Source organism: Sphingomonas panni (assembly GCF_022664435.1).
Taxonomy (GTDB): Bacteria; Pseudomonadota; Alphaproteobacteria; order Sphingomonadales; family Sphingomonadaceae; genus Sphingomonas; species Sphingomonas panni.
Genome location: NZ_JAKREU010000008.1, coordinates 35,438 through 62,156, shown reverse-complemented (window position 1 = coordinate 62,156; position 26,719 = coordinate 35,438). Strand labels below are relative to the sequence as shown.

The 26,719-nt window shown below is 66.1% G+C and carries 27 protein-coding genes; 25 read left to right on the top strand and 2 right to left on the bottom strand.

Going from position 1 to position 26,719, the window contains the following annotated elements:
* Window positions 1-26 precede the first annotated feature (26 nt).
* Window positions 27-4,244 (top strand): strawberry notch-like NTP hydrolase domain-containing protein, encoded by a 4,218-nt coding sequence (locus tag MF609_RS15270; RefSeq protein ID WP_066773335.1) that lies wholly within the window; start codon window positions 27-29, stop codon window positions 4,242-4,244.
* A gap of 44 nt (window positions 4,245-4,288) precedes the next feature.
* Here the strand turns inward: MF609_RS15270 and MF609_RS15265 are convergent, their stop codons facing one another.
* Window positions 4,289-4,786: a Ros/MucR family transcriptional regulator gene (locus MF609_RS15265; RefSeq protein WP_066773338.1), complete on the bottom strand. Its 498-nt coding sequence runs from the start codon at window positions 4,784-4,786 to the stop codon at window positions 4,289-4,291.
* A 189-nt stretch (window positions 4,787-4,975) separates the two neighbouring features.
* Between MF609_RS15265 and MF609_RS15260 the strand changes: the two genes are divergently transcribed.
* The 6 genes from MF609_RS15260 (at window position 4,976) to MF609_RS15235 (ending at window position 14,555) form a co-directional block, all read left to right on the top strand.
* A complete protein-coding gene (locus tag MF609_RS15260) occupies window positions 4,976-7,243 on the top strand; it encodes a ParB/RepB/Spo0J family partition protein (RefSeq protein WP_066773340.1) in 2,268 nt (755 codons plus the stop codon).
* An 88-nt stretch (window positions 7,244-7,331) separates the two neighbouring features.
* Window positions 7,332-8,072: an ArdC family protein gene (locus MF609_RS15255; protein ID WP_242417100.1), complete on the top strand. Its 741-nt coding sequence runs from the start codon at window positions 7,332-7,334 to the stop codon at window positions 8,070-8,072.
* Window positions 8,073-8,229: 157 nt separating this feature from the next.
* Window positions 8,230-9,579: a tyrosine-type recombinase/integrase gene (locus tag MF609_RS15250; RefSeq protein ID WP_021224415.1), complete on the top strand. Its 1,350-nt coding sequence runs from the start codon at window positions 8,230-8,232 to the stop codon at window positions 9,577-9,579.
* Window positions 9,576-11,363, top strand: coding sequence for a hypothetical protein (locus MF609_RS15245; protein ID WP_021224414.1), 1,788 nt, complete (start codon window positions 9,576-9,578; stop codon window positions 11,361-11,363). Before MF609_RS15250 ends, MF609_RS15245 begins: the two co-directional genes overlap by 4 nt.
* Window positions 11,360-13,522, top strand: coding sequence for a hypothetical protein (locus MF609_RS15240; RefSeq protein ID WP_021224413.1), 2,163 nt, complete (start codon window positions 11,360-11,362; stop codon window positions 13,520-13,522). Before MF609_RS15245 ends, MF609_RS15240 begins: the two co-directional genes overlap by 4 nt.
* 169 nt (window positions 13,523-13,691) lie before the next feature.
* Complete coding sequence (locus MF609_RS15235; protein WP_030538909.1) at window positions 13,692-14,555, top strand: ArdC family protein; 864 nt, start codon at window positions 13,692-13,694, stop codon at window positions 14,553-14,555.
* A 3-nt stretch (window positions 14,556-14,558) separates the two neighbouring features.
* Here MF609_RS15235 and MF609_RS15230 read toward each other — a convergent pair whose 3' ends face one another.
* Window positions 14,559-14,975: a MerR family transcriptional regulator gene (locus MF609_RS15230; protein WP_016744720.1), complete on the bottom strand. Its 417-nt coding sequence runs from the start codon at window positions 14,973-14,975 to the stop codon at window positions 14,559-14,561.
* 74 nt (window positions 14,976-15,049) lie between these two features.
* Between MF609_RS15230 and MF609_RS15225 the strand changes: the two genes are divergently transcribed.
* The 18 genes from MF609_RS15225 (at window position 15,050) to MF609_RS15140 (ending at window position 26,638) form a co-directional block, all read left to right on the top strand.
* Window positions 15,050-15,409, top strand: coding sequence for a hypothetical protein (locus MF609_RS15225; protein WP_021224336.1), 360 nt, complete (start codon window positions 15,050-15,052; stop codon window positions 15,407-15,409).
* Window positions 15,402-15,626, top strand: coding sequence for a GDCCVxC domain-containing (seleno)protein (locus MF609_RS15220; RefSeq protein WP_021224337.1), 225 nt, complete (start codon window positions 15,402-15,404; stop codon window positions 15,624-15,626). Before MF609_RS15225 ends, MF609_RS15220 begins: the two co-directional genes overlap by 8 nt.
* A gap of 12 nt (window positions 15,627-15,638) precedes the next feature.
* Window positions 15,639-16,418 carry an organomercurial lyase gene (locus MF609_RS15215; protein WP_021224338.1) on the top strand — a complete coding sequence of 260 codons (780 nt, stop codon included), beginning with the start codon at window positions 15,639-15,641 and terminating at the stop codon, window positions 16,416-16,418.
* Entirely contained in the window at window positions 16,400-17,749 is a 1,350-nt protein-coding gene (locus tag MF609_RS15210) for a dihydrolipoyl dehydrogenase family protein (protein WP_016744716.1), read from the top strand. Before MF609_RS15215 ends, MF609_RS15210 begins: the two co-directional genes overlap by 19 nt.
* A 330-nt stretch (window positions 17,750-18,079) precedes the next feature.
* Entirely contained in the window at window positions 18,080-18,340 is a 261-nt protein-coding gene (locus MF609_RS15205; protein WP_242417099.1) for a zincin-like metallopeptidase domain-containing protein, read from the top strand.
* A 24-nt stretch (window positions 18,341-18,364) separates the two neighbouring features.
* Window positions 18,365-19,003: a DUF6927 domain-containing protein gene (locus tag MF609_RS15200; protein ID WP_066773346.1), complete on the top strand. Its 639-nt coding sequence runs from the start codon at window positions 18,365-18,367 to the stop codon at window positions 19,001-19,003.
* A gap of 11 nt (window positions 19,004-19,014) precedes the next feature.
* On the top strand, window positions 19,015-19,200 hold the full coding sequence (locus tag MF609_RS15195; protein WP_231728699.1) for a hypothetical protein: 186 nt from the start codon (window positions 19,015-19,017) through the stop codon (window positions 19,198-19,200).
* A complete protein-coding gene (locus MF609_RS15190; protein ID WP_066773360.1) occupies window positions 19,191-19,727 on the top strand; it encodes a thermonuclease family protein in 537 nt (178 codons plus the stop codon). Before MF609_RS15195 ends, MF609_RS15190 begins: the two co-directional genes overlap by 10 nt.
* Before the next feature lie 109 nt (window positions 19,728-19,836).
* Window positions 19,837-20,442: a DUF7007 domain-containing protein gene (locus tag MF609_RS15185; RefSeq protein ID WP_066773363.1), complete on the top strand. Its 606-nt coding sequence runs from the start codon at window positions 19,837-19,839 to the stop codon at window positions 20,440-20,442.
* Window positions 20,443-20,662: 220 nt separating this feature from the next.
* A complete protein-coding gene (locus MF609_RS15180) occupies window positions 20,663-21,307 on the top strand; it encodes a hypothetical protein (RefSeq protein WP_242417098.1) in 645 nt (214 codons plus the stop codon).
* Window positions 21,308-21,317: 10 nt separating this feature from the next.
* Window positions 21,318-21,614 carry a hypothetical protein gene (locus MF609_RS15175; RefSeq protein WP_242417097.1) on the top strand — a complete coding sequence of 99 codons (297 nt, stop codon included), beginning with the start codon at window positions 21,318-21,320 and terminating at the stop codon, window positions 21,612-21,614.
* A 17-nt stretch (window positions 21,615-21,631) separates the two neighbouring features.
* The gene (locus MF609_RS15170) at window positions 21,632-21,949 is read left to right on the top strand and encodes a hypothetical protein (RefSeq protein ID WP_066773370.1); all 318 of its coding nucleotides are present in this window, start codon (window positions 21,632-21,634) and stop codon (window positions 21,947-21,949) included.
* A gap of 13 nt (window positions 21,950-21,962) precedes the next feature.
* Window positions 21,963-22,634, top strand: a complete 672-nt coding sequence (locus MF609_RS15165) for a hypothetical protein (protein ID WP_066773373.1) — start codon at window positions 21,963-21,965, stop codon at window positions 22,632-22,634.
* Between the two features lie 166 nt (window positions 22,635-22,800).
* Window positions 22,801-23,016: a hypothetical protein gene (locus tag MF609_RS15160; RefSeq protein ID WP_156442284.1), complete on the top strand. Its 216-nt coding sequence runs from the start codon at window positions 22,801-22,803 to the stop codon at window positions 23,014-23,016.
* A 66-nt stretch (window positions 23,017-23,082) separates the two neighbouring features.
* The gene (locus tag MF609_RS15155; protein ID WP_066773377.1) at window positions 23,083-23,328 is read left to right on the top strand and encodes a hypothetical protein; all 246 of its coding nucleotides are present in this window, start codon (window positions 23,083-23,085) and stop codon (window positions 23,326-23,328) included.
* Between the two features lie 45 nt (window positions 23,329-23,373).
* Window positions 23,374-23,874 (top strand): hypothetical protein, encoded by a 501-nt coding sequence (locus MF609_RS15150; RefSeq protein ID WP_066773379.1) that lies wholly within the window; start codon window positions 23,374-23,376, stop codon window positions 23,872-23,874.
* A gap of 43 nt (window positions 23,875-23,917) precedes the next feature.
* Window positions 23,918-25,237, top strand: a complete 1,320-nt coding sequence (locus MF609_RS15145) for a hypothetical protein (RefSeq protein WP_066773382.1) — start codon at window positions 23,918-23,920, stop codon at window positions 25,235-25,237.
* Between the two features lie 84 nt (window positions 25,238-25,321).
* Window positions 25,322-26,638 carry a hypothetical protein gene (locus MF609_RS15140; protein WP_156442286.1) on the top strand — a complete coding sequence of 439 codons (1,317 nt, stop codon included), beginning with the start codon at window positions 25,322-25,324 and terminating at the stop codon, window positions 26,636-26,638.
* Window positions 26,639-26,719 lie beyond the last annotated feature (81 nt).

Genomic DNA, 26,719 nt, shown 5'->3' with positions numbered 1-26,719 from the left:
TGGCAGCATGACCAAGGGAGCCTTCCATGTCCGACCTCCTCGACTTGCCGCCTGTCACCGACCGACCGGCCGCGCTCACGATCGCGCTCGCACTGGCGTCTGGCGAGCCGATCACGCGGCGCGCGCTCAACAACGCCATGACGGCTGCGTTCGGAGGCACCGACGCGGAGGGCCGTTGGACCCAGCGCGACAGCTTCGAGATGCTGGAACACGCTTTGGCGCTGCACGTCGCCAAGCAGCCCTATCCACTGGCTGACATCGCCGGCGTGACGCATGCCGCAGCGTTGATGGAACGGCTCCCGACGCAAACCGTGCGCAGCGAGGAGCAGATCGAGCTGCAGCAGTTTTCGACGCCGATCGATATCGGCGCGCTCGCAGCGGTCATGGCCGCGATCGGACCGGACGACATCGTGCTGGAACCGAGCGCCGGCAATGGGCTGCTTGCGGTTCAGGTGCCGCATCATGCCGGCCTGCAACTGAACGAGATCGATCCGCGCCGTCGAGAACGCCTCGCCAGCGTCTTCCCGAATGCCATCATCACCGGCCACGATGGGGCTGCGCTCGTGAGCCTCCATGCCTCGTTGGAACGGCCTACCGTCGTTCTGATGAACCCGCCGTTCTCGCGCAGCATTGGCCGCGGCGCCGACAATCTCGCGGCACTCCGCCATCTGCAGGCGGCAATCCGCCGCGTTTCGATGGGTGGTCGGATTGTCGCGATCATGCCCGATTGGTTCGCGCCGAGCGCGCAACTGAAAGCTGCCTATGAAGCGGTGCTCACCGGCTGCACCGTCCGCACGTCGCTGCGGCTCGAAAGCTGCTACCGCAAGCATGGCACCGACATCGCGGTGCGGCTCTACGTCATCGACAAGGTGGCAGGGGGTACGTCGCACACCGTCATCCAGCGTCGTTCCGTCCTCGACTTCCTCGACGTGGTTGAGATGCCTGCCCGAGCCGAGCTGGTGTCGGAAGCACGGAGCGCGAGGGCTCCCGCTGCCGCGGTAAGTCTCTTCGGTGCCGCACGCACCGCGAAGCCGGCCGTGGCACGCACCTACCACAAGCCGGTTCGTAACGCCGTTCTGCCGGTCGGCTATACGACCCTGTCAGCTCCGGCACCGCTCGCAGACCAGGTCGGAGTGTATCTTCCCTATCGTCCGAGCCGGATCATCTTCGACGCGGCCGGCGAGCACCCGACGGCGCTGGTAGAATCGGTCGCGATGGGCTCGATCCCGGCACCGGTCCCTGCCCATATCCCGCACCTTCCCGAGCGCACCGTCTCGGAGCGGATGCTGTCCTCGTCGCAGCTCGAGACCGTGATTTATGCCGGACACGCATGGTCGCAGATGCTCCCGGGGATGTTCAAGCCAGACAAGGAGGGCGTTGGCCTCACCCTGAACGAGGACGGCCGCAGCTACCGGAAAGGCTTCTTCCTCGGCGATGGAACCGGCGCGGGTAAGGGGCGACAGGTGGCCGCGTGCATTCTCGACAGCTGGCTGCAGGGCCGCAGACGCCACATCTGGGTGACCAAGAACGAGCCGCTCCTTGAGGATGCGCGGCGCGATTGGTCCGCCCTGGGCGGTATGGCGGGCGATGTGCAGCCGGTCTCTAACTGGAAGATCGACGAGGCGATCCGCCTCGAAGAGGGCGTCCTGTTCGTCACCTATCCGACGCTGCGCTCGATGCGGACCGAGAGCAGCCGCCTGCAGCAGATCCTAGACTGGGCGGGGCCTGATTTCGACGGTGTCATCGCATTTGACGAGGCCCACGAGATGGGCGGCGTAGCGGGCGGCGAGGGTGCGCTCGGCAAGAAGGATGGGTCGCAGCAGGGTATCTGCGGCGTCCTTTTGCAGAACCATCTCCCGGACGCCCGCGTTCTGTACGCGTCCGCGACGGGCGCATCCGACGTGAACAATCTCGCCTATGCGGTCCGGCTTGGCTTGTGGGGGCCGGAGACGGCGTTCGCCGGTCGCGAGACGTTCATCGCCGAGATCCGGAAAGGTGGCATCGCTGCCATGGAGCTCGTTGCCCGCGATCTGAAAGCGCTCGGGCTCTACACGGCTAGGGCGCTCAGCTTCGCAGGCGTCGAATACGACGTCCTCAAGCACGAGCTGACGCCGCTGCAGATCGAGATCTACGACACCTATGCGCAGGCCTGGAGCGTGATCCATCAGAACATGGAGGCGGCGCTCGAGTTTACCAACGTCGTCGACGGCCTCGAAGGCGGGACGCTCAACAGCGGCGCAAAAGCGGCCGCCCGGTCGCGCCTCGAATCCTGCAAGCAGCGGTTCTTCGGTCAGGTCCTTCTCGCGATGAAACTCCCGACGGTCATCGCCGCGGTGGAACAGCACCTGAAGGCTGGGCAATCGGTCGTGCTTCAGCTGGTGACCACCGCCGAAGCGATCCTCGATCGCCGGCTCAACCAGATGTCGGCAGAGGAGCGCGCCGATCCCACGATCGACCTGTCGCCCACCGAGTATATCGCCGACTATCTGCAGCGAGCGTTCCCGACGCGCCAGATGGAAACCTATACCGACGATACCGGCACCGCGCGGTCGCGGCCGATGGCAGACGAGGCTGGCAATCCGGTCTACAATCCCGACGCCATCGCCGCCCGTGAAGCCATGCTCGAACACATCTGCGGGCTTCCGCCGATCAAGTCCGCGCTCGACGCCTTGATCGAGCACTTCGGCACCGACCACGTCGCCGAAGTGACAGGCCGATCCAAACGGCTCGTTTGCACCTCCGAGGGGCGCCAGAAGGTCGAAACCCGATCAGCTCGGTCGAGCCAGGTTGAGGCTGCGGCCTTCATGACCGGCACGAAGCGCGTGCTGGTCTTTTCCGACGCTGGAGGGACGGGACGATCCTATCACGCCAGCCTCGACGCCAAGAACCAAGAGCAGCGCGTTCACTTCCTTCTGGAGCCGGGCTGGCGCGCTGATCGAGCGATCCAGGGGCTCGGACGCACGCATCGCACCCATCAAGCCTCGACCCCGCTATTTCGACCGGTCACGACAGACTGCAAGGGTGAGCTCCGCTTCACCTCGACGATCGCACGACGGCTCGATAGCCTCGGCGCGCTGACACGTGGGCAGCGCCAGACCGGCGGGCAGAACCTTTTCGACCCGGCTGACAACCTCGAGAGCGAATACGCCAAGGACGCGCTCGTTACGTGGTTCCACCTCCTCGACAAAGGTAAGCTGACCAGCACGACTCTTGACGACTTCTGCGCGCGCACCGGGCTTGAGCTCTACGACAGCGACGGGTGCCTGAAGGAAGAGCTGCCGCCTATCCAGCGCTGGCTCAATCGCCTCCTGGCCCTGCCGATCGGATTGCAGAACGTGATCTTCGACGAGTTCCTCTCGCTCGTCGAAACGCGTGTCGCTGCAGCCCGGGAAGCGGGCACGCTCGACGTTGGCGTTGAAACCATCACCGCGGACACCGCTACCGTCGTCGATGATACGCTGCTGCGCACCGACCCGCTTTCGGGCGCGACGTCCCATCTCCTCACCATCGAGATCGCACGCAAAAAGACGCCGATTTCCTTGGAGCGCATCCTCACAACGGCGCAGTGGGCCGGCGATGCGGCCTTTGTCATGAACGGGCGGTCGGGCAAAGTCGCGTTGCAGCTACACGCTCGCCCGTGGATGGACGAACAGGGGCAGCCGATCCCTCGGCTCGAACTGCAGCGCCCGTGCCGGCGTGAATATATCGGCGAGACCGACCTGCTCGAGTCCGCTTGGGACGTGATCGATCGCGCCACGTTCGAGACCAAGTGGGCCGAAGAGGTCGCCGAACTGGCAGGGCAGACCGAGGTCGAGACGATCCGCCTCGCGACGGGCCTGCTTCTGCCAATCTGGTCGGCACTCCCGTCCGATCATCTCGCGGTGAACCGTATCGTCGACGGACAAGGCAACTCGTGGCTGGGCCGCCTCGTGTTCGACCAACACGTCGTCCAGCTCTACACCAAGCTGGGGATCGCGAAGAGCGAGGACCTGCCTGTCGAGGCAATCGCACATTCGGTCCTGTCGGGCCGCAGCGTCGACGTGGTTCGGCCGTTCGAGATGACGATCCGCCGTTCTTTCGTGAACGGTGCGCAGCGGATCGAGATCGAGCGCGCTCCAGCTCAGCAACTTGCCTACCTCAAGGCGCTGGGATGCTTCACGGAGATCATCGCCTATCGGACGCGCGTGTTCGTACCGGTCGGCGAGGCCAGCACGATCCTCGAGAAGCTCCTCAAGGTGGCATGAAGGGTTGGCCGATCCTACCCCTGACGGGCGGACCGGCCACCCAATCAGGCTTCGGCCGCTTCCGCAGCCTTCTTGGTCCGGCGCGGCTTGCTGACCGGGGCCTCGGCCGCTGCAGCACCCGGCTTCTGACCAGGCTTGCGTCCGAGACCGATCTTCTTGGCCATATCCCGACGGGCTTCGCTGTAGGCTTCCGCGACCATCGGATAATCGGCCTTCAGCCCGTAACGCTGACGATAATCATCCGGGGTCAAGCCGTGACCCGCAAGATGACGGCGCAGCGTCTTGTACGGCTTTCCATCGATCATGCTGACGATGTGGTCCTTGCTCGCCAGCGACTTCCGCACCGATACAGCCGGCGTATATTCAGCGGCAGCAGGCTCGGCGGTCGCCTCATTCGGGCCGGCGCCTAGTGTCGCGACCGCTTCGTGCATCGCTTTCAGGAAAGCTGGAACGTCGTCGGCCGAGGTCCGTGTATTCGGGTTTGATAGCCACGCGATCGTCAGCTCGGTCGCCAGTTCGACGGGGTTCGTATCTTCGCTCATCTTGGATCCCGATAGTCAGGGGAAGGTCGCGGGCGCGACGTCACCTTCATAGCCCGGAGCGCCCACGCGGCAACACTGAACGGGCCAGGAACATGTCACGTTCCGAAGCAGCCGGAGCCAGGGAGAGAAGGGGGAGGGAGAAGGTGTCCGGCGAGAATGTCGGATGCTCAGCAATAAGGGTGATTTCCCATGATCCAGTCCGTCAAGCTGTCGAAGCTCGTCCCCTCCGACGTCAATGTCCGTAAGCGTCGTGCCGACAAGGCCGAGAGCTTCGCCGCGAGCATCTCCGCACGCGGCATCCTCCAGAACCTCATCGTGACGCCGCTGAAGAAGCCGCGCGGTCACTTCGGCATCGTTGCCGGCGAAAGCCGCTACCGGGGCCTGATGCTCCTGGTCGAACGTGGCGAGATCAACGCCGACGACTATGATGTGCCGGTCAAGCTGATGACGGGCCCCGAGAGCGAACTGTCCGAAGTCTCGCTGGTCGAGAATTTCCAGCGCGACGCGATGAACCCGGCTGACGAGTGCCGCGGCTTCCAGATCATTCAATCTCAGGGCGGCGACATCGATGGTATTGCCCGTCGGTTCGGCGTGACCCGCCGCTTCGTGGAAGGGCGCCTGCGGCTTGCCGACCTCGCCGAGCCGATCTTCGATGCGCTCGCCGACGAGAAGATCAGCCTCGAGATGGCCAAGGCATACGGCTCGACGGCCAGCCATGACCGCCAGCTGAAGGTCTGGAATACCTACGGCAACAGCAGCTACTACAACGCCGACATGATCCGTCGCATGATCGCCAACGACGACATGCGCAGCAACGATCCGGTCGCATTGCTTGTCGGCGCGGACGCCTACGAAGCCGCCGGCGGTATCATCGAGCGCGAGCTCTTCAGCGAGGGTGACGATCGCTGGTCGAACCCCGAAATCGTCCAGAAGCTCGCGGCCGAGAAGATGGAAGCCGAAGCGAAGCGCATCGGCGACGAGCGCGGCCTGGCTTGGATCCGACCGGTCGCATCGAACAGCACCTACGATGCCGCCCGCGGCCTCTATCCGGTGGCCCTGCCGACCGAGCCGATGACCGAGGAGCAGGGCGCCCGCGCCGTCGAGATCGAGGCGTTGCTGGAGCCGCTGCAGGAGCAGCTCGAAAGCGGCACGTTGGCTGACGAGGCGTACATCGCGATCGAGGAGCAGTACGACGCGCTCGCTGCGGAACTGCATGCCCTCGAAAATCGGCCGGTAATGATGCCTCCCGAACTCGCGTCGCGTGTCGGCACGTTCCTCACGCTGTCGCACGCGGGCGAGATGGTGCTCGACGACACCTTCTACAGCGAGACGCCTCTGACGGTCACGATGGTCGAGCCCGATGCGATCGATGACGTCGCTGGCGAGGCTGATGGTGAGCACGGTGACGCGACCAGCGATGACGATGGCGAGGTCACGCCGCGTGGTATCCAGACCCCGACCTTCCGCATCGAGGAGGGCACTGGACGGTCGAGCTTCCGGGGCAGCACCACCGCGATCGTCGAGCCCGACCGCGCCGCCCCCGGCGGCAAGCAGATGAGCCAGGTGCTCCTCGATCAGCTCGCCATCCAGCGTCGCGACGTGCTCGGCGCGGCATTGCAGGCGAACCCCGGTCTCGCGCTGGACTATATGATCTTCGCCATGATCGAAGCACGCAGCCATCGCGGCACCGGCAACGGCACGACGATCCGCGCCGCGCTGCCGCAGGATCCGGTATTGGCGAATAACGTGCCCAACTCGCGTGCGCGAGATTATCTCGCCGAGGTCCACGACAGTCTGGATGCGACCTGGACCGAGGCAACCGACAAGGTCGCTCGCTTCGAGGCGTTCCGAGTGCTGGCCGACGAGACGAAGGCGGCCTGGATGGCGTGGATCGTCGCGACGTCGTTCGAGGCGAAGGAAGGCTACGGCGCCACCCAGCAGATCCCGCTCCAGAACCGCCTCGCCACGATCCTCGAGATCGACGTTGCCAGTTGGTGGCGTCCCACGTCGGAGAATTTCTTCGACCGCGTTCCCAAGGGCGCGCTGTTGTCGCTCCTCGACGAGGTCGGCGGTCCTGCGCTGACGAGCCGTCACGCGAGCAGCAAGAAGCCGGACATCTCGGCGTCGTGCCAGAAGCTGTTCGCCGGTGACGCGATCGTCGAAACCGAGATCAAGGACAAGGCGCTCGCCTGGGTGCCCTCGGCGATGCGGTTCAATGACAAGCCGTCGAACGAGCTGGCCGCGGACGATGGCCAGGACGAGCTTGCGGGGCTCATCGGCGACGCCGACGGCGAAGGCGAAGACGACGATCTTGGCGCACTGATCGCCGACGGGGACGGTGAACCCACCGAGGATGACGAGACCGCCGAGGCCGACGACGGCAGTGTCACGGGTGAGGTCCCGCACCCGGATAACCAGAACGACGACACGACCGACCACCTGGTCGCGGCCGAGTAACAGCGCACCCGCTGGGCAACCTCGCTGCCGGCGCTGCCTCACCGCAGCGTCGGCAGCTTCTTTTCACGTCCATTCGAGGAGCCGTGCCATGCCCGCAGGCACTCGCGACATCGCGGCCGCAATTACCGACACCATCATCGCCAAGCTCGAGGCCGGCACCGTTCCATGGCAGCGTCCGTGGTCGGTGACCGGAGAAGGTGGGCGCCCGCTGCGCCACGAAGGGACTCCGTACCTCGGAATCAACTCGATCTGGCTATGGGCGATGGCCGACTTCCTCGGCTTCAAAAGCCGCTACTGGATGACGGCGCGTCAGGCCGAGGAGCTTGGCGGACTGGTCCGCCGTGAGGCGCAGCCATCGTTCTCTGTTTACAGCTCCACCTTCCGCAAGAAGGCGCAACCGAACCTGCTCGGCCTGTCGGCCGACAAGCTGATCCGATTCCTGCGCTCGTACACCGTCTTCAATGCCGACGAGATCGAGGGCCTCCCGAGCTACTTCTATGCCCGGCCGGTCCCACCGACCCCTGCGCTGTTGTCGGCGCGACAGGATCGCATCGACGCCTTCTTCTCGGCGATACCGTCGCGAGTGCGTCGGGGCGGCGACCGAGCCTTCTTCAGCCCGACTTTCGACTTCATCCAGATGCCGCACGCCGGCAGCTTCAGGTCCGCCGACGCTCATGCCTCTATCCTCGCACATGAGCACGCTCACTGGACCGGGCATCAGTCTCGCTTGGATCGAACATTCGGGAAGAAATTTGGTGACAAGGCTTACGCGCTCGAAGAGCTGGTTGCATTATCTGGACAGTCTGCGCCGTCCGCAACATTGCAGTAAGGTCGGCGATGGACGCCCACGGTAGGCAGTAATCAGGCTGGCCGTAGCGCTGACCCAAGAGCTGGCGGAGGCCAGCCTGATAGCTGCCGGGCCATAGCGCGCATCGGTGTGAAGGTCAGCTTCCGGGTGGGGGGTCCGGGGGGAGGGCTTCGCGCCGGTGTCGATCATTACTGTTTGCGAGCGTCGCGAGGCCAGGGGCCTCGATGCGCATGTGCCGCTGATCCAGCGCGACGACGCGCTCTACGATCCCGATCTGGATCGCTTCTTTCTCGACCTGCCGCTGTCGGGCGTCCGCTCGCGGCACTCGCTTCGCGCCTACGCCTATGATGTCGTAGTCTGGCTTCGTTTTCTCGATGCCTGCGGCAAGACCGTGTGGGCTGCGACCCGCGACGATGTCGACGCCTATCATCGTGAGCGACGCCGCGACGATGCCGATCACCGGATAACGGCGGCAAGCTGGAACCGCGCCGTCGCCAGCCTCGATCGCCTTTACCGTTGGGGCGAGCAGCAAGGGTTGATCGCCGACGCGCCGTTCAGCCGCCGCGCCGTGTGGCGACCGGCGCAAGGTGGCCGTCGCGGCATGATCGCGGCGCGCAACGATGCCTATGAACGTGTCGCCAGGCGATCGGATGTCCGGTTCGTCACGATGGACGACTACCGCATTTTCCGCGAGGTCGGCCTGCGCGGGCTCACCCCTGACGGCACGGAGCGCCCCGGCGCTCGCGACCGTAATGGGCTGCGCAACGCGCTGTTCGCGGATCTTCTCGTCACCACCGGCCTGCGCCTCGAAGAGGCGTCGGGCTTGCTCACCGTCGAGCTCGCGGCGATCGACCGCGAGGACGGTGACGTCCAACAACTTTGGTTGCCCCTTCCGCCGCCGCTCACCAAGGGCGACCGCGGACGCAGCGTTCTGGTCCCACGCCGGCTGCTTCGTCAGATCGCCGCCTATGTCGCGGTCGAGCGCGCCGCGGGCGTGGCCAAGTTCGCCGCGCGCGACGGTGCGGCCAGCTTCGACCGACCGATCCCTGTCACCCGCGCCGGTCTCGACCGCATGCGCGATATCTGCACCCCGGAGGAACGATGCCGCCTGATCCTGTGCGACGAGGATGGAACGCCCCGCGAGCCGGCGGCGCTATGGCTGACCGAGGTCGGCCAGCCTGTCCGCCCCAACTCGTGGGAGGTGATCTTCACCCGCGCCTGCAAGCGGTGCGCACAGAACGGCTTCCCGCTGTCGATCAGCCCGCACCAGCTTCGCCACGCCTTCGCAGTCCATATGCTCGCCTTGCTGATCCAGCAGCGGCTGCGCGAAGCGGCATTGCCGGTGGGGCCGGTGGAGAGCTATCGGCTGATCCTGGGCGACCCGCTGCAACAGGTGCAACGCCTGCTTGGCCACGCCAGCCTCACCACCACCTATATCTACCTCGACCATATCGCGACCCGCGCCGATACGGTGGACGCGGCCGTCGAGGAGCTGCTGGCGTTACTGCCGGGGCCGCAAGGCGTATGAGCGGGCGTCCCCGCAAGGGCCGGCCTGTCGCCTTTGCGCCGATCACGCCGGAGCGATCGCAGCCCGATCCTGTGCTCGGCCTCAAGTTCACCATCGAGGCGCGGCATGGCGGAACGGTCCTAGTCGATATGACCGGGCTCGATCCTCGCCCACTCGCCATCGCTTTCGCCGGTGCGCTGCGTCGATCGGCGGCGCTCGGCGGCCCCATCGGTGCGGCCAGCGTCATCAAGCAGTATGTTCAGGTCTATCGCCACTTCTTCGCCTGGCTTGGCGATGATGCGCCGGAGGTGACCGGCGTCAACGACCTGCGCGCAGTCCATATCGATGGCTTTGCGTCCGCGCTCGAACGGCGTGGGATGGGCGCGATCCACCGGCACATAACGGTCGGCAAGGTCATCAACACGCTGCGCGCGATCGAGGCAGACCGGCCCGATCGGATCGCGCCCGACCTGCATGAGCGGCTGCGCTACACGCTGGCCACTTCGGCGGGCCGCTCGACCCCGCGCGATGCCTATAGCCCCTTCGTCGCCCGCGCGCTGCGCGACGCCGCGAGGGCCGATATCGAAGCGATGCTTCGCCGCCTCGGCGCCGACGACCGCACTGATGAGGGCGACCCTGTCGTCGCCAGGGCGCGCGCCGATGTCGAAGCGATCATCGCGCGGCAGGGCTTTATCGTCGCAGACCAGCCCGCGCTGAAGCGCCTCTATTTCATGCGCATGCGGCGCGGATTGCCGATCAGCACGCTCATCGACGACCTGCATGGCCGCCATCATCTGCTCGCGCGCGATCTGCCGGCGCTGCTCGTGCTGCTCACGCTCGATACCGGCCTCGAGCCGGAGTGCCTGAAGACGCTGACCGTGGATTGTCTCACCAACCCGCATGCCGGCACGGTGGAGCTGCGCTATCTGAAGCGCCGCGCCCGCGGTGCCGAGCACAAGAGCATGCGGGTCCGCGATGGTGGTAGCGGCACACCCGGCGGCCTCATGCGTCGCCTGATCGACGTCACCGCCGTCGCACGCGAGCATCTGACCGACGATTGCCTCTGGCTCTATCACAACGTTGGCGGCCTTCGCGCCGGCATCGTCGATCCCAAGTTCCAACTCGCCGCCTGGGCTCGTCGCCATGGTATCGCCGGCGATGATGGGAAGCCGCTCCATCTGCTGCTTTCCCGGCTGCGCAAGACCCACAAGGCGTTATGGTACACCAAGACCGAGGGGCATATGGCCCGCTTCGCGGTCGGTCACACCCGCGAGGTTGCGGCGCGCCACTATGCCGATCTGCCGTCGCTCCGGCCGTTGCACGAGGCGGCCGTCGCCGATGCCTTCCGCGCAGCGGTCGCTGCGGCGATGCCGACCGTGCTTCCACCCACCGCCGAGCAGGCGCTGCGCGAAGCGCCCGAACAGGTCGCGTCGCTGATGTCGGCTGATACGGTGGGTCCGGTGCTCGACGGCGAACAGGATGTCTGGCTCGCCGCCTGCGCGGGCTTCCATAGCAGTCCTTTCGCCGAGCCCGGTTCGCCCTGCGCGCAGCCCTTCTGGGGCTGCCTCGATTGTCCCAACGCCGTCATCACCGCGCGCAAGCTCCCCGCGATCCTCGCCTTTCTCGCGTTCGTCGAAGAGCAGCGATGCAGCCTGCCGGCGAGCGACTGGGCCGCCAAGTTCGGCCGCGTCCACACCCGGATCACGGTCCAGGTCCTGCCGGTCTTCTCCGATGCCGTTATCGCCGAAGCGCGCCGGCAGATGGGGAGCGAACGGCTCTATCTGCCGCCGGAGGCACGCGCATGACCACGCCCGTCCATGCCCTCGTGCCCGCGTTCGACGATCGCCCTGTGCTGGCGAGCGCGCCGCTCAAGGCGGGCCATGCCCGCGAGGAGCTGTCGCACGTCGGCGACCCGACCTGGGATCTCGGTCCCGCCGTCTTCCGCGAGAACGCTCGGCGCTGCCACGTCACCGTGCATTTCGACGTGCTCGAACATGCCGATGTGCAGGCGGCAATGCGCGCCTATCTCTACGCCCGCCTCAACGTCGGTCTTCCCGGCTACCACCCGAAGCTGCCGCCCGCCAGCATCCGACAGGCATTCAACCGGGCTCGCCGGTTCTTCGCCTTCGCGCGCGAGCGGCTTGGGCGGCTCGACCTGGGCCGCATCGATCAGGCGCTGATCGACGCTTATGCGCGCCACCTGCGGGATGATTCAGCGCGGCGCCCCGTCATCGTCGGCCAGCTCTTGCAGGTGGTCACCGATCTCTACCATCTCCGGGATCACCTGCCTGGAGGCGGTCTCGGGTTCGAGCCGTGGGCCGGGCAAGCGGCTGCGCGCGTCGCCGGATATCGGCATGTGCGCGAGAACCGCACCCCACGCATGCCGGAGGAGATTGTCACGCCGCTGCTCGCCTGGTCGCTGCGCTATGTCACGACCTTCGCGACCGATATTCTGGCGGCTCGGGTCGCGCTCGATCGGCTCGAGGCAGTCCGCGCTCGGCTGCTCGCCGCCGAACGCGGACTGCCTGATGCAGAGCGCCGCCTGCGGCAGCGCGCGCGCCTCGAGCGCTATCTCGCGCGCCGAGCCCGGCAAGGACGCGGCGTGCCCATCTGGACGACGGCACACAACGGCGCCACGCGCATCGATCCCCTCACCGGGGATGCAACCCCGCCGATCAACGCCCATCTCCTCCATTTGCATGCCGGCATCGATGCCGTCGCCGAGCCGGCCATGCATCTCATGCTCACTACCGGCGCACCGGATGTCATTCGCGAAGCGGTTGCATCGCTTGGTACCGAGGTCGGCGGCATGGACACGCCGATCTCGATCGCTCCCGAGAGCGGTCGGCCATGGCGTGCCCGCTTCGACGTGAAGACCCTAGCGATCGAGGAGCGGATGCTGCAGGCCGCCGCCTATATCGTATGCGCCTATCTGACCGGCATGCGCGACTGCGAGGTCCAGGCGATGCGGCGCGGCTGCCTCTCGATCGCGCGCAGCGAAGACGGCCTGATCGAGCGGCAACGCGTCCGATCGACCCTCTACAAGCGCCGATCGAGCGCCGGTGAGTCGGCGAGCTGGGTGACGATCGAACCGGTGGCCGAGGCGATCACGGTGCTCGAACGGCTGTCGGAACACGCGGCACGGAAGACTGGAAGCGACACGCTCTGGCCGGTGCTTCGTCCCCGCGCTGTCACCAAGACGCATCTGTCGAGCGAGGTGGTCCGCCAGCTCAACGCCTTCCGCGACCACCTCAACACCGTCTTCGGCAGCCCCGATGCGCCGGTCATCCCACCCGGCCCCGATGGCAAGCCGTGGCGCATCACGACGCGGCAGTTCCGGCGCACCATCGCGTGGCACATCGCCAACCGTCCGTTCGGCACCATCGCCGGCATGATCCAGTACAAGCATGCCTCGGTCGCCGCTTTCGAGGGCTATGCCGGGACCAGTGGATCGGGGTTTCGCGCAGAGGTCGAGGCGCAGCGCCGGCTCGGTCAGATTGACGATCTGCTGGACTATTTCGACCGGCGGCAGGGCGGCGCATCACTCGGCGGACCGGCGGGACCACGCATCGCGCGGACCCTCGACGATGCCGCCGTTAAGCTCGGGCCACTGCCCGCCATGATCGCCGATCGGGCCCGCCTGCGCGTCATGCTCGCCAGCGTCGCGCGCACCTTCCATGTCGGCCCGCTCGCGGATTGCTTCTTCGATCCCGCGACCGCGCTCTGCCTCAAGCGCGTGACGACCCCCGATCCCGCGCAGCCGCTTACCGCCCTGTGCGAACCGACCCGCTGCCCCAACGCCTGCATCACCGCCCGCCACAGACCGGCCTGGGAACGTGCGGCGGCCGATGCCCGGGCGCACTTACGCGAACGGCGCATCTCCGACCTCCAGCGTCAGGCGCTCCAGCGCGAGCTTGATCGCCTGACCGCGGTGATTGCCGGGATCGACCCTCCCGCGCCGTAGACCACCCCGGCTGTTGGCGGAGTCCTGCGCCGGTCGGCGCGCCCGCGCAACGGCTTCGCCGTCCTTCGCTTCGCTGCGGCCCTGACGGGTGCGCGAGCCCCCCTGTGCCCGGCGCGAACGGGCCTCCGCCGCCGGGGATGGTCCCCGGCGCGAGAACGGAGAACATATCATGTCAGCCTCACCACGCTCAGACGTCTACGCTCGCGTCACGCAAGCGATCGTCGACGCCATCGAAGCCGGCACCGGCACCTGGCGCATGCCGTGGCATCATTTTGGCGCCGACGTCACCCGCCCGACCAACGTCGCCAGCGGCAAGCCCTATCGCGGCATAAATACGATCTCGCTCTGGGCGGCCGCCTATGGCAGCGGCTACGCGAGCGGGGTCTGGGGCACCTATCGCCAGTGGCAGGCGCTCGGCGCGCAGGTCCGCAAGGGCGAGCACGCCAGCCTCGGCGTCCTCTGGAAGGAGTTTCGCGCGAAGGGTGACGACGCCGGCGGCGATGACGACCATCGACGGCTTTTCGCCAAGGCGTTCAGCCTGTTCAACGCCGATCAGGTCGATGGCTACGCGCCCGAACCGGCGCCGGACCTGCCTGAGAGCGAACGCCTCGCCGCCGCCGAAGCCTTCATCGCCGCGCTCGGCATCGATACTGTCTACGGCTCGGCCAGCGCCTATTATCATATCGCCGAAGACCGCATTCACATGCCGGATTTCAGCGCCTTCCACGATGCCCACGGCTTCTACGCCACCCACATTCACGAAGCGGCTCATGCCAGTGGCGCAGCCCATCGGCTTGACCGGGATTTCAGCGCCAAGTGGACCAGGCACGCGCTCGCCATGGAGGAAGCGACCGCCGAACTGACCGCATCGTTCCTGCTCGCCGATCTTGGGATCGCGCACGAACCGCGACCCGATCATGCGGCCTACATCGCCTCCTGGCTGCAACTGCTCAAGGACGAGCCTCGGGCGATCTTCACCGCGGCGAGCAAGGCGCAGGCGGCAGCCGACTGGATGCACGCCCGACAGCCGTAATGCTCACGCGACCCGCACTTCGGCGCCAAGTGTGTCGAGCAGCGGACAGCCCGGATCCCGACCGGCATCGCAGGCGCGCACCGAGTCGGCCAGAACCCGTTCCATCCGCTTGAGGTCCGCGATCCGCGCGCGTACGTCCTTCAGGTGCGACGCCGCGAGCTCGCGCACCTCGGCGCAGGAGGCCTGACCGCCAACCGCGAGTCCGAGCAAGGCGCGTACCTCGTCCAGGGTAAAGCCCAGCTCCCTCGCGCGGCGCACGAAGCCCAGGCGAGCCACGTCCTCCCGGCCATAGCTGCGGTAGCGGCCCCGCCGCGGCGGAGCGGGCAGCAGCCCGATCCGCTCGTAATAGCGGATCGTCTCGATGTTGCATCCGGTGCGGCGTGAGAGTTCGCCGATCTGGATCGCGCCGGTTGCGGCCATCCCCAAAATACCTCTTGAGTCTGTAGTCGCTACAGATGTTAGGACAGCTCAATGCCCGCCACAAGGAGTCGCCCGTGACCCAGACGCCAAGCCCGCCTAAGGGGATCGGCACCGCCACGCTCACGCTGGCGGGGATCGCTGCGGCGTTCGGCGTCGCCGCCTGCTGTGCGCTGCCGATCCTCTTCGCATCCGCCGGGATCGGCGCAGCTTGGCTCGGCGGCGTGGCCATTGTCGCCGCGCCGTATCGCACGCCGCTTCTCCTCATTGGCGCATTGTGCCTGCTTGCCGGCGCGGCGCTGCTGTTGCGCCAGCAAGTTACGGCGGCGCGCTGTGGGCCGGGCGGCATATGCACGCCGCGCTGGATGCGTGTTCTCACGCTCATCGGATTGCTGCTCGGTGCGGCCCTGCTCTGGGCAGGCTATCGCTATGTCTGATGCCACCCCCGAGCTGCGCTCGACGCTGACCTGTCCCCACTGCGGTCATCGGGCGACGGAGACCATGCCGACCAATGCCTGCCAGTATTTCTACGACTGCCGGGGTTGCGGCGCGGTCCTCAAGCCCAAGCCGGGCGATTGCTGCGTCTATTGCTCCTACGGCGACGTGCCCTGTCCGCCGATCCAGGAGAGCGGCGGCAAGGCGTGCTGCGGCTGAGGAGGGCGGGCGATGGCGCGCGCATCATCCGCTGAAGCCGCCTTTGGATCGACGGTTACATTTCCCGGCGGTGCCGTTGTCCCGGACTGGAGCGCAGTCACAACACCCAGCGCCCGCGCAGCCCTGACGGCACTGTTCGCGGCGTTCATCGGTTCGAAGTGGCGCGGGATGGACGGCGTCGAGGAGCGGGTCCGGCGCGCCGTGCTTCAAGCCTATGCTGCCGATGGTCGCTCGCCGGTGCCGGCACAGATCGCCGCCGCATCGGGACTCCCCTCCGGCGAGGTCGGCTCGGCCCTGCAGCGGCTCGCCGGGCGCGATCTCGTGGTCCTCGACGGCGCGGGCCGGGTGACCGGCGCCTATCCGTTCACCGACGGCCCCAGCGAACATCAAGTCGAAGTCAGCGGAGTGACCATGAGCGCCATGTGCGCCATCGACGCGTTGGGGATCGGCGCCATGCTGGAGCGGGACTGCATGATCCGCTCGGCCTGCCGCCAGTGCCGGCGCACGCTCGCCATCCATACCCCCAGCCGCGGCCGCGAGCTGGAAGAGGTTGAGCCGGGCGCGATCGTCGTCTGGTCCGGCCGTCGCTATGCCAGTGGCTGCGCGGCATCGTCGCTCTGCACCTTGCAGGCCTTCTTCTGCGATGACGATCATCTGGCGGCCTGGTGCGCGAGCGGTCCGGTCGGAGCCGATGACGGCATTCGTCTGTGCCTGGCCGAAGCGCTCGAGGTTGGGCGCGCGATTTTTGCGCCGATGCGGATGGAGATGCGACCATGGCTTCCTACGACCTGATCGTCATCGGCAGTGGCACGGCAGCGCAGGTCGCGGTCGGCCGGGTCCGTGCCGCTGGATGGTCCGTCGCCGTCATCGATCACCGTCCGTTCGGCGGCACCTGTGCGCTGCGTGGCTGCGATCCCAAGAGGATGCTGGTCAGCGGCGAGGAAGCGATCGACGCGGCAAGGCGCATGGCCAGACATGGCGTCGACGGCACGCTGGCGATCGACTGGCCCGACCTGATGGCGTTCAAGCGGACCTTCACCGATCCGATCCCCGCCAAGCAGGCGCACCGCTACGCCGAGCTCGGTGTCGACGCATTACACGGTGTTGCTCGCTTTGCCGGCCCAGACACGATCGTGGTGGAAGGCCGGACATTGCGGGCCCGCCATATCCTGATCGCCAGCGGCGCGCGTCCAGTCCCGCTCGGCATTCCGGGCGAAGATCTGGTGAGCACAAGCGATGCGTTCCTGGAGCTTCAGGCCCTGCCGCGCCGGATCGTGCTGATCGGCGGCGGCTATGTCGCTGCGGAGTTCTCGCATCTGGCGGCCCGAGCGGGCGCAGAGGTCACCATCCTACAGCGGGCCGAGCGGCTCCTGCCGCACTTCGATCCCGACCTGGTGGGCTGGCTGACGCCCCGGTTCGAGGCGCTCGGCATCCGCGTCGAGACCGGTGCCACCGTTACCCGGGTCGAGCGCAGCGGGAGCGGTCTGCTGGTCCACGCCGAGCGCCAGGGCGAGCCTGATCTCAGCGTCGCCGCCGATCTCGTCGTTCATGCCGCCGGGCGCGGTCCTGACCTCAAGGCGCTCGACCTGTCCGCCGGCGAGGTGGCGGTGCAGGACGGGCGCCTGCAGCTCGACGCGCATCTGCGGAGCATTTCCAACCCGCGGGTCTATGCCGCCGGCGACGCTGCCGGAGTCGGGCCGCGGCTGACGCCGGTGTCCAGCCACGATGCCAAGGTAGTTGCCGCCAACCTCCTGGATGGCCCGACGCACCAGCCGGACTATCGCGGCGTGCCGAGCGTGGCCTTCACTCTGCCGCCGATCGCCGCCGTCGGACTGTCAGAGGAGGCGGCGCGCCGCGGCGGCGTCGCGCTCCGGGTCAACGCAGCCTCGACGCCAGACTGGTTCACCGCCCGCCGCCTCGCCGAGCCGGTCTACGGCCATAAGCTGCTGATCGACGAGGACACGGACCTCATCCTCGGCGCGCATCTCGTGGGGCCGAACGCCGACGAGGTAATCAACGTTTTCGGTCTGGCAATCCGCCACGGCCTCACCGCGGCCGATCTTCGCTCCACCATGTTCGCCTATCCGACCGGCGCCTCCGACGTCGGCTACATGCTGACTTAACGCACGAGCGCCACTGCCATGGCGGCCGATCCCTCGCGCGATCGGCCGCTTCGCGATGCATGTCGATGCGGGCTGTCGCCCGCCATTAAGCGGACGCCGCTTGCGCGGCGGCTCCGATTTTTTGGCCTCTCCCTCGATGCGGGAGTGGTCGGCGCTCCCTGCTAGGCCCGCCGCGGCGCGCTGCAAGCCTCGGCTTCGCCGGGCTGCTCCATTTCATTTCGCCCCTGCGGGTGCAGCCCGCCGCTTCAGCAGGCCTCTCCGGTCGCTCTCGCCGCCCACCCCCGCCTCGGGGGAGGCCATGGGGCTTTTGGGCAGTGCTGGAGGCAACCGATGGTTTTCACCTTCCAACCGCCATTTTGGGCTGGACTGTCAGGATATACCGCCGAACTAACAGGAGCCATGGTGTGTAGCGATCTTGGTCTCCCATCCGAGATACACGATAGCCATGCAAGCTACATTGGCGATTGGTTGCGTATGCTCCGGTCGGACAAGAGCGTGATCTTCGTTGCCGCCACAAAGGCCGAGCAAGCCTTTGCATATCTTCGCACCTTCTCGGCCGAGGCCGTACATCCGGCGAAGCTGGCAGCATGACCCATTCTCACAGGAGAACCCGCCATGGGATGGCTTTCGATGAGGCGCGACGGAATGGGTCGCCACAGCACGCCCAAGGCGTATCTGGACGCACAATTCACCTACACCAACGACGCCGATGGTGGCGGCACGCGCGGTGCGCGCGTGATCGACAGCGCATGCGTCGGAAACCGCGTCTGGTATGCCGCTGTCGAAGTCCTCGAAAACGATGTCGCCACCTCCATCACCGCGCTCATTTGTGAGGTCCGATGGACGCCGAATGCGAAGGACGGCTACATCTTCGCCTATAAAGACATGGGCGAGAATGCCGGTCCCTACTCGGACGATTGCCCTGAAAAAATCCTGCGCCTGCTTCCCCCGACGAACAACGAGTACGCGCTGAATTGGCGAAGGCGCTGTCTGGCGCGCCTTCGTAGAAGAGCACGACGCGTTGAAGACGGCATGCGGATTCGACTGCCTCAACCGCTGACCTTCAGCGACGACCACGTCGGCGCCGAGTTCGTTGTGGTGAAGCGTGGCGCCCGCATCACCTTCCGCGGCGAAAATGGCTTCGGCCACTACCACATCCGCAATTTCCGTGATCTGCCCTGGATCGTCGTTCCCCAGACAAAGGTCCATGCCACGATCTTCGCGAAACCGCCGGCACCTGCGATGACGGCATGATGGAGCCTATTATGAACGATACAGCCGCTCTCTCCGCGCTGCGGCGCGCGCTATGCAGCCAGAGCAACGCGCTCCGGGTCGCGCGGCGAATGATGGAACATGGCATCGACGTGATCGTGGTCGCCAGTCACGATCCACTGCAGCCGTGGCGAGTGACGGAGCGCGACAACAGCATCGCGGCGCGCGCATGCGCCTGATCCTCGCCGCTGCTCTGATCGCGACAGCCTGCAGCGCCGCGGCGCCGCGCGCAGACCAGAACACCACCCTTTCGGCAGACGGCCGCGCCATCGATGGTGACACGGTATCGATCGACATCCGCCTCTTCGGCGCGGACGCCTTCGAGAAGCGTCAGTTATGCAGGACAACGTCGGGGTGCTGGCCCTGCGGCAAGGCAGCGCAGGACTATGCCTCGAAGCTCCTCAAGACTGGCGCCTCGACCATCCGGCTGACGGGCAAACAGAGTTACGGGCGCCCCATCGGCACGATCGAAGTCGCCGGACGGGACCTCGGTGAAGCGATGATCGCAGCCGGGCTTGCGGTGCCAGTAACAAGTTATCTCAAAGGCGACCCGGAGCGGGCCCAGCGCTATGTCGCCGCCTATGACAAGGCGGAGCGCCAGCGGCTCGGGGCACATGCTGGGTATTTCATCGACCCAGCGAAATGGAGACGCGGAGAGCGCCTCTCCTGCGAAGCGCGCAGAGGCGCGCCCACACATGTGCGTTAGTGCACCTGTGCACAGGTGCGGCTTCACGACTATGAAGCGTCAGGAGCGCGGAGCCACCGGAGCATAGAGAGAAGGGGGGCGGGGGAGAGCATCGATCAAGGAGACGATCATGCCCACTTTTGCTTCGACCCCGGCCCCTGTTCATACCCTATGGGACGCCCCGCAGACCGCCGAGCAGCGCCTGCCTGGCATCTGGTCGGTCAGCACTGCCTCGCATGGCGGCTTCGTTCTGTCCGACGAGCGCCAGGCGGCCATGCCCGAGGCGCTGCGCCTCGACAGCATCTACTATGAGGAGGACGTGGACTGGTCGCTGATAGTCCTTGCCTTCGAGGCCGAGTTCGCCGCGTTGCGCGATCCGTTGTTCGACCTCGAGCGCGACCTCGCCCATCAAACCGCACGGCACTGGCGGCCGAAGCACTATACCGGCTTCACCGGGCAGGTACTCGAACCGAGCGACAGTCACGTCCTCCGCAAGATTGCCCTTTTAGAGGCCGCAATCGGCGAGATCGGTGTTCAAGCCGCGTGGGGTGACTGGGCCGACTGGGTCCCCACCGGCAAGGTCGGGGTTGTCGGGCAACGCATCACGGGATGCGATCATCTCGGCTTTGCCAAATACGACGGACCGAAGCTGAAGGGGCTGGTCGACGCGAACCGCTACGAGGCTCGCGATACGGTGAGCACCTTCAAGTCCGTCGGTGTCGAGGTGATCGCATAGCGCTCGCTGGCGCTGGAAAGATGTTTCCGAAAGGCGGCAACATCTTTCCAGTGGCCCAACCCATGCTCGCGGTTTCGAGCGGGGCACTCTCCGAGGATTATCAATGCGCCCAGCCCTGAGGGGCTGACGGCCCGGATGCAGCCGAAGGCGCGGGAGAAGAGGGGGGAGTGAGCGTTTGGGCGTGAAATGTCGCGCTCGACACTCATTGGAGACGGCGTCGATGTTCTACGATGTGCCTTATCGCCACCAACAGGCGGTGGACCCCGCTGCGCTCAGCACGATCGCGATAACGCTCCAGGCGATGACCAAGGCGCTGGATGATTGCCGCAACGCGGGCGTAGACCCCAATACGGATCCCGCGATGGTGCTGCTCGCACGTCACATGGCGACCGTGTCGACCAATCGCGCGCCGCGATCGGTCCTCCGTCATGCGTGCGACAAGCGACTGCAGTCGCTGAAGCGCTACCCGGCGCTGCTGGCCCTTTCGATCCGCGGCGTCGAATACGACCAGGCCGCCAAGGAACGATTTCACGAGGACGCTACGGCCGCGATGCAGGATCTCGCGTCAGCGCTCGCGCTCGCTGAGGGGAGTTACACCATCGCCTCGACCCGAGGCGAGGTTTCCGAATCCGGTTATGTCCTGCTCGCCGCGGTCGAGGTCGCCGTCATGGTGCGGGTCGGGCGCCGCTTCGAGGGGCGCGAGGTATCGTATCGCGCCGTCGCCCCCGGTGTGGATCAAACCAACCGGAATGCCAGCATGGTCGATCTGCTGCGGCCCGCGCGATTTGCCGAGCGCCTGACGCGCGAGCTGCGCCTTCGGCTCGCCCCGGCGAGCGTCTCCGAACCAAGCCTGATCGCCGCTTGAGGAGCTCCGTATGATCCAGATCAACGATGCCCTCGCCATCGCGCGAGCCGATGTTGCAAACATCGCTCGGTTCATTGAGCGCCGAGAGCGCTTCCTCGACGCCCTCGACTGGTCGGTGATGACTGACGCACAGGTTCGCCAGTCGTCCATGCTCGACGAGCTGCTGGACGAGGACCTTGCCATCGGCCTGCACTACATCGACTGGCTGATCGATCGCGTGGACAGCCAAGTCCCGACGCCTGGCGCTCTTCGCTTTGCGCCGCATCCCCGCCCGTGGCACGCTGAGTGGAACACGCTGGCCGCCTGAGAGAAGGAGCTTAGACAATGAGCCGTCATACCTTCGCCGGTCACGCCGGCACCACGGTGGCCGTGGGATGGGATCGTCCGCTGAGCACGTTCTTCGTCCAGGTCTCGCGGCCGCATCCGACGCTCAAAGGCGAAAGCCAGATTGTCGCATGGCTGGGCACCGACAACGGCGAGCTCCCAACCGCGGCTGCGGCCCTCAAGGTAGCCGCTGACTATGCCGACCTGCCGAGCGATCTCGGCGCGACGCTGGAAACGGACCGGATGAAGACGCTCGGTCAGAGCGACGGCCCCGCCCAAGCCGCTGCGCGACGATTCCGTCGTGACGGCAGTTTCTGAGGAGGATCTGGTCATGGATCCGAACAGCAACAACACGAGACCAGCACCGAGCGGGCCAAGCATGGCCTTGACCATCCTCGTGTTCGTGATCGTGCTTAGATCAGCGTCGTGGATGATCGGTGTCGTGATCGATGGCGAACCTCTTTCCGAGGGCAATTCGTCGCTGCCGTTCGAGCAGCTTTACCGGATCGTCGACACCATACAGGGGCCTATTGGGGACGCCTTGTGCTTTGTTGGGATCACCGTTGCCGTAATGGCCTATATTACAGGCAATTTCGGCGCCGAGTTCAGGAGCTCAACCACCGCCGAGGGTGAGAAGCCCAAGCGTATCCCGACGTTGCCGATGAGTGAGGCTGCGCGAGCAGCCGAAGCGCGCTTCAACGCATTGAGCGCTCAGTTCCGGTCGATGCCCGAGAATATGGTGTTGCCCGAGGCCAGCATCGAGTTCGAGCGCATCCAAGAGAAACACGTTCCCGACGTCCGGCTCGCTCACCGGGAGGCTCGTTCGACGGTATCACCAACGTCCGAGAAAGCCGATGCGTTGGATGAGGACTACGCCAGCATGCTTGGTCGGATCAGTGACTCCGTTCAACATCTGATCGAAGGTTGCGAGGCCTTGGGCCGGGAGCGACTTGAGGTACAGGCTCGCTTCATCGAGGCTCGACACCCCGGCGACGATCGCTAGAAAGTCAGCATCTGTTCTGGCAATCGATCGACAGCTCGATCGGTTGTCATGACCGGTGCGCGGGCTTCTCACGGTGCGCCAGCGGATAGGAGCAGTTATGCCCCCTATGTACCTTGGCAACGTCGCCTGGATGACATTGATAGTCTGTTTCCTATGGACCTTCGCCATGACGTATTTCGTGTTCTGTCACGAGCTGCCGGCGACCAGCGCGATCCACGTACTCGCGCCTACGTTCGGCGCACTGGCTTTCGCCGTCATGTCGATAATCCTTGATGACGGCGGATTGTTGAAGGCCCTGACCGCGCAGATCATCGCCATTTCGCTGATGATGGCAGCGGGAAAGAGGCAGCAACGAGCCTATTCCGAGCATCGCGACCGCTGATGACCGCTCTAGCGGTGACAGACGAGGCACGATAGACTGAGTCCTATGTTCGCGTCAGCAGAATCCATGATCTGGGGCTGCCTGCCTGTCCTGCTTGCCGGCGCAGCTATACTTCCCTTGAGCGCACAAGCCGGAAAGTCGATCAAGAACCTCCTGCTATTCTTCCTCGGCACGAACGTGGCGGCGCTCGCGCTGTATGCCGCGTACCAAGGGCCGGTGACGTGGTGGTTGGCGTCAGGAAGCTCATTCCTGATCGGCATGGCGGGGATCGCCGCCTTTGTAGCGGGACGGGCTGACCCAAGCCAAAGTTAAGAGGGGGGGGGCTGTTGATCCGGGTGGATCAACGGAGAACCTCTCATGTCCAACATCATCGACCTGGGCGGAGCGCCCGCCAACGAGGATTGCGCCCAGCTTGGGCAGACGCCGGACTTCGATACCGTCAACGCCCACGAGGTCTTCGCCTATAAACTGGCGATCATCGCGCGGTTCGGGGAGCCTCCCGCGGGTTGCCGCCTGAAGCCTCTCGCAAACCGCCACGATTTCGGGACCTATCGCACGCTCTCCCTCCGCATCGACGATGAGGACGACGAACAGGTAGGGGCCTATGTCGACCTGGTCGAGAACGGCCTTGGCAGCTGGCTGGAGGCCGGATTTTCGCCGCCCATCAGCTATAAGGGCAGCGTTGCCACGATCCACCAGCTCGACGTTACCGAGCTGCTGATCGGCGCCTTGCAGACGACACGCCCAGATCCTGACGGGACATTCCCGATCCCGGATTTCGAGGTGCTCCACACAAATCTCGCGTCGGCCTTCCCGGAGGAAGCTGCGCTCGCCCGAGCCCGTTGGGCGGCAGCTTGAGCCAATCCGTCGCGCCTGCGGGCGCCACGACACGGAGGGTGTCATGATCGTCGACGATTTCAATTCAGCAGATCCGCGCACATGGTTGGCGCGCGGTCGAACGCCGGAGCAGGCCGAGGCGCTCGCTGCATCGTGGCGGGACTTTCCGGATCTTCCGCACGATGCACCCCTTGCCGACCGTCAGGCCCGCAGCCGTGCACGCGTGATCGCCACCAGACCCATCTTCGAGGCGATGCGCGTGCAAGCCGAGGCCGAGCGCCAGGCGAGAAACTTCGCCTTCCTCGAGAACCAGGCGCGCGAGGGCAAGGTGAACGATCGCGATCTCGCCATTCTGCGCGGTCGCGACGATCATGGCTACGACTGGGACGTCGCCAACCGCTACGCTGACGGTTGGTATGCGGCCCATGTCGGATGGCCGCACAGCTATCCCGACGGCATCCCGAGCGAGGTGCCCCTGCAGGTCCGCCGCGCGGCCTACGATCAGGGCTTCACCGATGGTGGTGGCGATCGGACCGACCTGTTCGACGCAGCGCGCCGGACCAACCTCGCGCAGCTGCGTCAAAGCAACATGCCGCCTCCAGCGTTGCCGGTCGCTACCGCACGCCCGATACCGAGCAGCTGGCCGAAACCAGGCGACGAAGCCCGGCCCGCCCGTTGGTCGCGCCGCCTCATCATTCTGAGCGACGAGGACGTGTCTCTCGAGGCGCCCGAGCGCGCCAAATGGGACTTCCTGCGGATCATCCGTGAGCGACAGGGCGCAGACGAGATGGCGATCATCGTCCTTAGCAACGACGGCTTTGCCACGATCGAGCGCTTCCTGCCTCAGGCAATGCGACACGGTCGACGGCAGGTCAGCCACGCTGATGCGGCCGCCCAGCTCCGAGCGGCGATTATGGGCCGGAATATAGAAGACGTCCTGGTCGCTTTGCAGGGGGAAGACCTGCACCTCCTCGACGCTGTTGCCGGAGCCCTGCCGCTCTGCCGAACCATGGAGCGGACACGAAACACCAAGCTGCAGCAGCGCGCTCACCTACGGGCGTGGCTGGATCGCGGTTACGGCTCGGACGAGAACATGGCCGCAGGGCACATCCGCTGGGGCAAGCTGATCCATGGCCTGACGGGCAAGCTCGGCGAGTTCACCGCTCGGCATATCGGCGCGGCACCCGGCCGAGGGCATCTGATCCGGGTCTATGTCGGCGATGATCGGCCTGCGACCGGCTATGCCGGCGCGGACGGGGTCCAGCTGCCCCATGACGTCGTCGTCTCGAGCAAGGCTAAGCTGCGCTCTGAGATGGCGGCAACGCTCCGGCGCTTCGGTGCAGCAACGCCGCTGATGGCGCTGTCGGGGCGCGACGCCGGATAGCCAGAGCGTCCAGGCAGCCCAAGGCCATGGAGGGGAGGGGGCGGGGAAGCGCGCACCGGAATCAGCCGGTCAGGAGCAACTCCCTTGTCCGACCCCCAGCATCCCCCTTCGCACCATCTGATGCGTCCCGTCCTATGGTCGTTCGGCGAAGGCCCGACCTTCCCTGGCTATACCGACGATACGACATGGAACGGCTTCCTCAACGTGTCCGTGGGTATCGGCATTTGGCCCTACGTGCTGCGCGAGCTGATCGCAGGCGCCGATGGCGACGCCGAGCGCATCGCCGAATATCGGGGTATGGCCACCGACAGCAGCATGGTCTCGATAAGTCACGGCTACACGACCAGCGCCGTCGACGCGAAATGGCCGTGGCTCTTCCCTGACTACCCGCTCGCAACCATGATGCCGATCCCGGCGACGTGGTCGGAGATGAGCTGGCGGCATGAGGCAGCGCCGAGTTTCGGCCCATGCGTCGGCCCGATGGGCGAGGCTGCTCAGATATGGATCGACTACGCGGATCCAGCGAAGCGTGACGTTCCCGAAAGTTCGAGGTTCACCTTCAGCCGGCGCGACGCAGTCGGCGAGCTGACCGTGATCTACGCGGGCGACGACTACGACGCTGTGCTGACACACGCGTCGATCGAGGCGCTTGCCTGCAGCCTCTCCAAGCGGGTCGCCTATGAGATGACCGCAGAGGAGTGGCAGGAGACGAGGCTCCGGAATCGGACCACGCCGGACAATGTCTGCGCGTCGCACGATTTCATGGACACCAACATCCTCATGCTTGAGGCATGGGAGGCGGAACGCGGTAATGCTCTGCTCCCGGGTGGCGAGCGGGAGCGCTTCGAGGACGACCTCGAGCGGGTGCATGCTGCGTGGGACATCGCCACCCGCTGCTACCTCACTGCGTCCGAGGAGGGCGCACGCTTCGACGCTTGGCGCCTGACGGGGCGCGCAGTTGACGGCCTTCGTGCCGCGGGCATGGACCTGGCGTATGATGACGATGGCGACACGCCGGGGCGGATTTACGAGCCGGGGTTCATGGAGCGGGATCTGCGGCAGTGGGTCGTGAACGTGAGCAACACGAGCCACGCTTTCGACACGCTGTTCGACGCCGAGGCACACCTCTGGAGCGTGTTCGCCTCCAGCGAGGCAAAGGAAGCTCGGCCTTTGGCGGTGACCGCCGCGCCGATCCGTCCTGTTCCACCGCCCCGTGAGATTGCCTTCTCCGAGCAGGAGGTCACCGTGACGGCCGATGCGATCGAGCGTCGCCTCGAGGTACTGAGACAACGCGCCGCGACCACCGCCGAGGCGTCATCCGAGGGTCTATTCCTCGAAGAGAGCATCCGGCAGCTGGCAGGCGCGCGAGACAAGCTGCGCGCGGCGACCCAGCGGCCGTGAGCGGTCCGCCTCGGCGGCGCATCCCGGCGCCGCAGGGGCGAAAAAGGGGAGAGGGAGGGTGATGGCGGATGCGGGGAATTG

Excerpts from the sequence above, each read along its gene's own strand:
- MF609_RS15270 (WP_066773335.1), top strand. The coding sequence starts at position 27 with ATGTCCGACCTCCTCGACTTGCCGCCTGTCACCGACCGACCGGCCGCG.
- MF609_RS15265 (WP_066773338.1), bottom strand. The coding sequence starts at position 4,786 with ATGAGCGAAGATACGAACCCCGTCGAACTGGCGACCGAGCTGACGATC.
- MF609_RS15260 (WP_066773340.1), top strand. The coding sequence starts at position 4,976 with ATGATCCAGTCCGTCAAGCTGTCGAAGCTCGTCCCCTCCGACGTCAAT.
- MF609_RS15255 (WP_242417100.1), top strand. The coding sequence starts at position 7,332 with ATGCCCGCAGGCACTCGCGACATCGCGGCCGCAATTACCGACACCATC.
- MF609_RS15245 (WP_021224414.1), top strand. The coding sequence starts at position 9,576 with ATGAGCGGGCGTCCCCGCAAGGGCCGGCCTGTCGCCTTTGCGCCGATC.
- MF609_RS15240 (WP_021224413.1), top strand. The coding sequence starts at position 11,360 with ATGACCACGCCCGTCCATGCCCTCGTGCCCGCGTTCGACGATCGCCCT.
- MF609_RS15235 (WP_030538909.1), top strand. The coding sequence starts at position 13,692 with ATGTCAGCCTCACCACGCTCAGACGTCTACGCTCGCGTCACGCAAGCG.
- MF609_RS15230 (WP_016744720.1), bottom strand. The coding sequence starts at position 14,975 with ATGGCCGCAACCGGCGCGATCCAGATCGGCGAACTCTCACGCCGCACC.
- MF609_RS15220 (WP_021224337.1), top strand. The coding sequence starts at position 15,402 with ATGTCTGATGCCACCCCCGAGCTGCGCTCGACGCTGACCTGTCCCCAC.
- MF609_RS15215 (WP_021224338.1), top strand. The coding sequence starts at position 15,639 with ATGGCGCGCGCATCATCCGCTGAAGCCGCCTTTGGATCGACGGTTACA.
- MF609_RS15210 (WP_016744716.1), top strand. The coding sequence starts at position 16,400 with ATGGCTTCCTACGACCTGATCGTCATCGGCAGTGGCACGGCAGCGCAG.
- MF609_RS15205 (WP_242417099.1), top strand. The coding sequence starts at position 18,080 with ATGGTTTTCACCTTCCAACCGCCATTTTGGGCTGGACTGTCAGGATAT.
- MF609_RS15200 (WP_066773346.1), top strand. The coding sequence starts at position 18,365 with ATGGGATGGCTTTCGATGAGGCGCGACGGAATGGGTCGCCACAGCACG.
- MF609_RS15195 (WP_231728699.1), top strand. The coding sequence starts at position 19,015 with ATGAACGATACAGCCGCTCTCTCCGCGCTGCGGCGCGCGCTATGCAGC.
- MF609_RS15190 (WP_066773360.1), top strand. The coding sequence starts at position 19,191 with ATGCGCCTGATCCTCGCCGCTGCTCTGATCGCGACAGCCTGCAGCGCC.
- MF609_RS15185 (WP_066773363.1), top strand. The coding sequence starts at position 19,837 with ATGCCCACTTTTGCTTCGACCCCGGCCCCTGTTCATACCCTATGGGAC.
- MF609_RS15180 (WP_242417098.1), top strand. The coding sequence starts at position 20,663 with ATGTTCTACGATGTGCCTTATCGCCACCAACAGGCGGTGGACCCCGCT.
- MF609_RS15175 (WP_242417097.1), top strand. The coding sequence starts at position 21,318 with ATGATCCAGATCAACGATGCCCTCGCCATCGCGCGAGCCGATGTTGCA.
- MF609_RS15170 (WP_066773370.1), top strand. The coding sequence starts at position 21,632 with ATGAGCCGTCATACCTTCGCCGGTCACGCCGGCACCACGGTGGCCGTG.
- MF609_RS15165 (WP_066773373.1), top strand. The coding sequence starts at position 21,963 with ATGGATCCGAACAGCAACAACACGAGACCAGCACCGAGCGGGCCAAGC.
- MF609_RS15160 (WP_156442284.1), top strand. The coding sequence starts at position 22,801 with ATGACGTATTTCGTGTTCTGTCACGAGCTGCCGGCGACCAGCGCGATC.
- MF609_RS15155 (WP_066773377.1), top strand. The coding sequence starts at position 23,083 with ATGATCTGGGGCTGCCTGCCTGTCCTGCTTGCCGGCGCAGCTATACTT.
- MF609_RS15150 (WP_066773379.1), top strand. The coding sequence starts at position 23,374 with ATGTCCAACATCATCGACCTGGGCGGAGCGCCCGCCAACGAGGATTGC.
- MF609_RS15145 (WP_066773382.1), top strand. The coding sequence starts at position 23,918 with ATGATCGTCGACGATTTCAATTCAGCAGATCCGCGCACATGGTTGGCG.